This is a genomic window from Microcystis sp. LE19-10.1B (assembly GCF_027530565.1).
Taxonomy (GTDB): Bacteria; Cyanobacteriota; Cyanobacteriia; order Cyanobacteriales; family Microcystaceae; genus Microcystis; species Microcystis aeruginosa.
This window is the reverse complement of the sequence record NZ_JAPZQM010000102.1, coordinates 1-4,410: the sequence shown is the minus strand read 5'-3', so window position 1 is coordinate 4,410 and position 4,410 is coordinate 1. Positions and strand designations below refer to the sequence as shown.

The window sequence follows — 4,410 nt, the reverse complement described above, 5'->3', positions numbered from 1 at the left end:
CTGATGTTGAAAAATTGTTATTGTTTTCTTGAATCAATAATTTGATTCATTCATTTAGCGAAAATTTGGAGAATACATCTCATGGCTAACATCAAAATCAACGAGATCAAAAACACGGTGACTGACGAAATTATCGAACTTCGCACCGATGCCGCTAACGACAGTCCAGAAAGCATCACCGCTTTTAAAACTTTACGTCAAGTTGCGGGCGGTACTATGGCTGCCAATTTTTTTTATTAGTTTAAGTTTATTGTTGATTCCCTCGACTAATCCATTCGTTGTTCTTCGCTCGAAATAACTAATGATTTGGTTCTTCGTTACTTGGTATGGTTCGATCAGGGGGCATAAATCGGCTAAATCCTTATCTGGCAAGAGACTTAATTGATTAGCTCGTTCTAGATTGAAAACAATTGGCAAAAATCGAAGCAATGTCTTTCTATATAAGGGTTTCACTCCTTATAACTCCCGTCCATTGCATAACACAAACCGAAGAACCCGATTTGTTTAACGCCTGGGTAAAGGAGAAAATTCAGGAAATAGAATACGAGTTAAGTAATTAATTGTGGACGGGGTGGGTTATGCTCACCCCGCAAACATAGTAAGGGAAGATAAGAGTTATGGAATGTGTGATCTGTAAACACGGCACGACTCGATCGGATTTTGTTACCGTTACTTTGGAGAGAGATAATTTTATCGTGATTCTAAAACAAGTCCCTGCGGATATCTGTCAGAATTGCGGGGAGTATTATCTAAGCGAGTCGGTCACTGCGGAAGTTTTACAGAAGGCTGATCGCCTATTTTGTAGGTTGGGTTGAAGCATGAAACCCAACATCATCCCCCTATTATTCTTCATGTTTTGTGTTGGGTTGCACTTCGTTTAACCCAACCTACGGATTATTTTACTATAAGATTAATACAATATGGATTAATAAAATACCAATAATCCGATTATTTTTGAGTGAGCTTATTCAGCATAAAAACCAACAAAGCGATTTTTAATACATACACTTTTAAAAATTCCTGAATCTATTCATTAACAGAATTCCCAGTTAATAAAAAAAATAAATAGTGCTTGCTGAATAATGATAAAACCCTTTTAAAATAAGGCTTTTGACCTGTTAAAGTCTGATGTTAGTGCTGCGAAAATAGGATTGTGACCTTCAAAAACTTGGCATTATCCTTCTTGTGGTACGCAAGCTAGTACAAAAAGGAGGGCAACAAAGCCTGAAACGACCGACGACCGGCTACTGAATCCTGACTCCTAACCCCATCAACAAACTTTTTCAGCAAACCCTAAATAACTCAATTCAGTTAGCTTGGTTGGTTCTCTTTGCTTCCAACAAGACAAGTTCAGAGTTTTTTGTACATAAATTACTTATTTTTGTTTCTTTAAATAGCTTGGAAGCCCGTTGTTTAATCGGTTTTGATGATGTTTTCGCAAAAAACAGTCTTTCAAAAAGAACATAAATAACTCAATTATCTTTTTTTTGTTCGATTTTGATAGTTGATCTGATGTTGAAAAATTGTTATTGTTTTCTTGAATCAATAATTTGATTCATTCATTTAGCGAAAATTTGGAGAATACATCTCATGGCTAACATCAAAATCAACGAGATCAAAAACACGGTGACTGACGAAATTATCGAGCTTCGCACCGATGCCGCCAACGACAGTCAAGAAAGCATTACCGCTTTTAAAACTTTACGTCAAGTAATGGGCGGTCGTGGTCAGTGGCGTGTGAGATAATAACAAAATACAGAGATTGATCGGTATTTTATCGTTCTCTCTTTTTGATTTCTACGATAGTTCAACAAGTCAAGATACTCCGTTGACTATCGTGGAAATACTAACCAGACAAAGATCGCATTTTTCGAGAATATGTATGCTATTTTTAAACGATCTTCCCATTCCTTGGAGTCATCGCCCCTATTTCGATCTTAGTCCCTATCAATCCGGAGCTTGGCATATTCAAGGAATTGACTATAGCTATCGAAACCTCGTCTCCGAAGTACAAAATGTTGGTACGTCTCTTTCCGTGAACCCAGTTACTCTCGTTCACCCAGCTTCTTTTCGAGAACAATTAATTCGTGAGACTGGTCTTTTTCAATACTCGATTAAAAATCCTCTCGCTCTCCCCGATGAGTTGAGAACCGAGCGCTGGAGAGTTCTTTGCTCGCATTTAGTTCATTATCGGGAACTTTCACCCACTACTCAACTGGAAACAATTAATTTATTATCGAGTTTATGCTTTCATGAAGCGATTCTTAAATATGTTACTGCGAGTACCGATGAAGACATCACGAGAGATTCCACGATCGCTAAATTAGCTTATAGTCGGGCGATGTCTAAAATCCTCTGTCAAGAAAGTATTGGCACATCGGAAAATCTTGAAGATTTAAAGCAGCTCGTTCAACACGCTTCTAAAGAAAGCTTCGTGGTTTTCGGGGCGGCCGTAGAACTAATCGTTTTACACGCTACTGTATTTCGAGATCTAGCCGCGGTCGCTCATTGGCGAGAAGTGGCAAGCGGAGCGCTCGATCACCTCGAACCTTCCCTCGATCATTTCGAGTTCAAACGTTTAACCAGTTTTTACCACCGCGCGGCTGTTTTCGCTCCACTTCTGCTGGGTGAGCGGCAAACAGTTGTCCGTGAAATGGATATCTGTCAATCCCTAGCGGAAGAGCTGATCCGCGAGTGCAAAAATGAGACGGAACGAATTTCCGCCCATGACAATCTAACGACGGTTTTCGAGAGCCGAACGAAAGAATCCCTCTGGTTGGGTGATATCGATCTCGCCGGAGAGAGAGCGAAGAAAATGGTAGAACTGGAACCTCTCTACTCTCACTATCGCCTACAACTAGGGGAAGTCTTACTAAAACAAAATAAATTTGAAGAGGCGGCGAAAATCTATCGCTCCGCCACTAGACTCGGCCCGCCTGGAATGGCGATCGCTTGGTTTATGGCTGGGCAATGTCACGAACGATTAGGAGAGATAGACATCGCCTGTGATTGCTATCTAGCCTCCGTACAGATGGATGAACTAGCTATCTCCGCCGTGGAGAAAATTAACAAATTAGCTCCCCGTTTAGGTAACTCGATGCTGACAGATTGGAGTACCGCGCGTCTAGAACAATTACGGGAACAACAGCGAGGTATCGTCTCTAAAACGAAAACTTCCTATATTCCTGAAGCCGCTTCTGCACTGAAATTAGCGGGTGAACGCGAACTCTCTCAAATTTAAATCAAGGCGATCGCAGATCTGGTAGGTTGGGTTGACGCAAGGAAACCCAACAATTCCCCTAAAACTTACCGAAAACTCAACTAGGCAAAATCGTCTTACCACAGAAGTGATGCAAGAAACTCAGATAGAGTTTGTTCGCTCCTATATTGATGCGGGTGAGTGTGGACTGACCCTGCTAAATAGACCTCTCCAATAATTGTCAAAATAAGAGATGAAGCCCTGACTAAGAGCTTATCAAAAATCTTTTCTGGAGAGGTATAATAGTGAAGAATCAACAGTTGGTAGCTACTAAGGCTGTTGATGAAGTGGATGATGTGACTAATGTGAATGACCCATATAATATTGCCAAACAAGGGGGTAAGCACTCTGGATTCTATAACGAATATGCCAAAAAGCCAGACTCTCAAATCCGAAAAGGAATTGAATCTATAAACAAGCAAATTTCTGAACATCAAAAAAAGATTGAAGCTCCCCAAAAATTTATACCTGATTTTGATAATCTTGATCCTAGACAGCAAAAAGCTCTTCCCGATAAATGGCAAAGTGACATAAATCGGCAGAGCGAGCAAAAGACTATACTAGAAGGCCTACTCAAGGAGAGAGGACTATGAATACAGAATCTGTTAACTTTATCAAAGATCATGCACTTATTCTCAAAGAAAAGTACAATGAATCCCTCGCAAAAATTAACGAAGCTGACATAAAAGGAGAGGACTCTTCTTTCTATAAAGGACAAAGCCTTGCTTATTATGATGCTCTTGATTTGATCAAGTCTCAGGTAGAAGCATTTGGTTACAACTCGAAGGAAGTCAACCTGGTTGTTCCTGAATTTGGCAAACAAGCAACTTAGCTATTAAGGTATCAGGTGCGATGCCGAAGGCACTGCGTAGCAGTACGTCTATCTTGCAAGGTTGGGTTGCAACGGAAACCCAACATCATCCCCCTATTATTCTTCATGTTTTGTGTTGGGTTGCACTTCGTTTAACCCAATCTAATGATTATTTTACGGGTTATTCCATGGCGACATTGTAACCCACATTCCGCACCCTAAGTGTCACAACGTCTCAAAAGAGGAAGGGGCGTGAGTCAAAATACTTATCTAGAGGAGTGAGTTGGCGGCAAGCTGCCGGCAACTAAGCCGAAAATTTCAGAGTTCCCCCGGTCATTCT

At 40.6% G+C, this 4,410-nt stretch carries 7 protein-coding genes and 1 pseudogene; 7 read left to right on the top strand and 1 reads right to left on the bottom strand.

The genetic code is table 11. The annotated features are described in order from the left end of the window. Positions 1-81 precede the first annotated feature (81 nt). Positions 82-240 (top strand): hypothetical protein, encoded by a 159-nt coding sequence (locus tag O9332_RS03420; protein ID WP_288023640.1) that lies wholly within the window; start codon positions 82-84, stop codon positions 238-240. On the opposite strand, the pseudogene O9332_RS03415 reads toward O9332_RS03420, so the two are convergent. Further along, positions 223-309: pseudogene (locus tag O9332_RS03415) on the bottom strand (transposase); the annotation flags it as partial. The gene O9332_RS03420 and the pseudogene O9332_RS03415 sit on opposite strands and share 18 nt — an antisense overlap. Positions 310-617: 308 nt before the next feature. Here O9332_RS03415 and O9332_RS03410 point away from each other — a divergent pair. From O9332_RS03410 to O9332_RS03385, 6 genes are all read left to right on the top strand, one after another. Next, entirely contained in the window at positions 618-815 is a 198-nt protein-coding gene (locus tag O9332_RS03410; RefSeq protein WP_288023638.1) for a type II toxin-antitoxin system MqsA family antitoxin, read from the top strand. Between the two features lie 775 nt (positions 816-1,590). Next, positions 1,591-1,746, top strand: coding sequence for a hypothetical protein (locus O9332_RS03405; RefSeq protein WP_288023636.1), 156 nt, complete (start codon positions 1,591-1,593; stop codon positions 1,744-1,746). Positions 1,747-1,882: 136 nt separating this feature from the next. After that, positions 1,883-3,241, top strand: coding sequence for a tetratricopeptide repeat protein (locus tag O9332_RS03400; RefSeq protein WP_288023635.1), 1,359 nt, complete (start codon positions 1,883-1,885; stop codon positions 3,239-3,241). 263 nt (positions 3,242-3,504) lie between these two features. Continuing rightward, a complete protein-coding gene (locus O9332_RS03395; protein WP_002791268.1) occupies positions 3,505-3,852 on the top strand; it encodes a hypothetical protein in 348 nt (115 codons plus the stop codon). Beyond that, entirely contained in the window at positions 3,849-4,091 is a 243-nt protein-coding gene (locus O9332_RS03390; protein ID WP_002737863.1) for a hypothetical protein, read from the top strand. Before O9332_RS03395 ends, O9332_RS03390 begins: the two co-directional genes overlap by 4 nt. 20 nt (positions 4,092-4,111) lie before the next feature. Further along, positions 4,112-4,273, top strand: a complete 162-nt coding sequence (locus O9332_RS03385) for a hypothetical protein (protein ID WP_288023632.1) — start codon at positions 4,112-4,114, stop codon at positions 4,271-4,273. Positions 4,274-4,410 lie beyond the last annotated feature (137 nt).

Excerpts from the sequence above, each read along its gene's own strand:
- O9332_RS03420 (WP_288023640.1), top strand. The coding sequence starts at position 82 with ATGGCTAACATCAAAATCAACGAGATCAAAAACACGGTGACTGACGAA.
- O9332_RS03410 (WP_288023638.1), top strand. The coding sequence starts at position 618 with ATGGAATGTGTGATCTGTAAACACGGCACGACTCGATCGGATTTTGTT.
- O9332_RS03405 (WP_288023636.1), top strand. The coding sequence starts at position 1,591 with ATGGCTAACATCAAAATCAACGAGATCAAAAACACGGTGACTGACGAA.
- O9332_RS03400 (WP_288023635.1), top strand. The coding sequence starts at position 1,883 with ATGCTATTTTTAAACGATCTTCCCATTCCTTGGAGTCATCGCCCCTAT.
- O9332_RS03390 (WP_002737863.1), top strand. The coding sequence starts at position 3,849 with ATGAATACAGAATCTGTTAACTTTATCAAAGATCATGCACTTATTCTC.
- O9332_RS03385 (WP_288023632.1), top strand. The coding sequence starts at position 4,112 with ATGCCGAAGGCACTGCGTAGCAGTACGTCTATCTTGCAAGGTTGGGTT.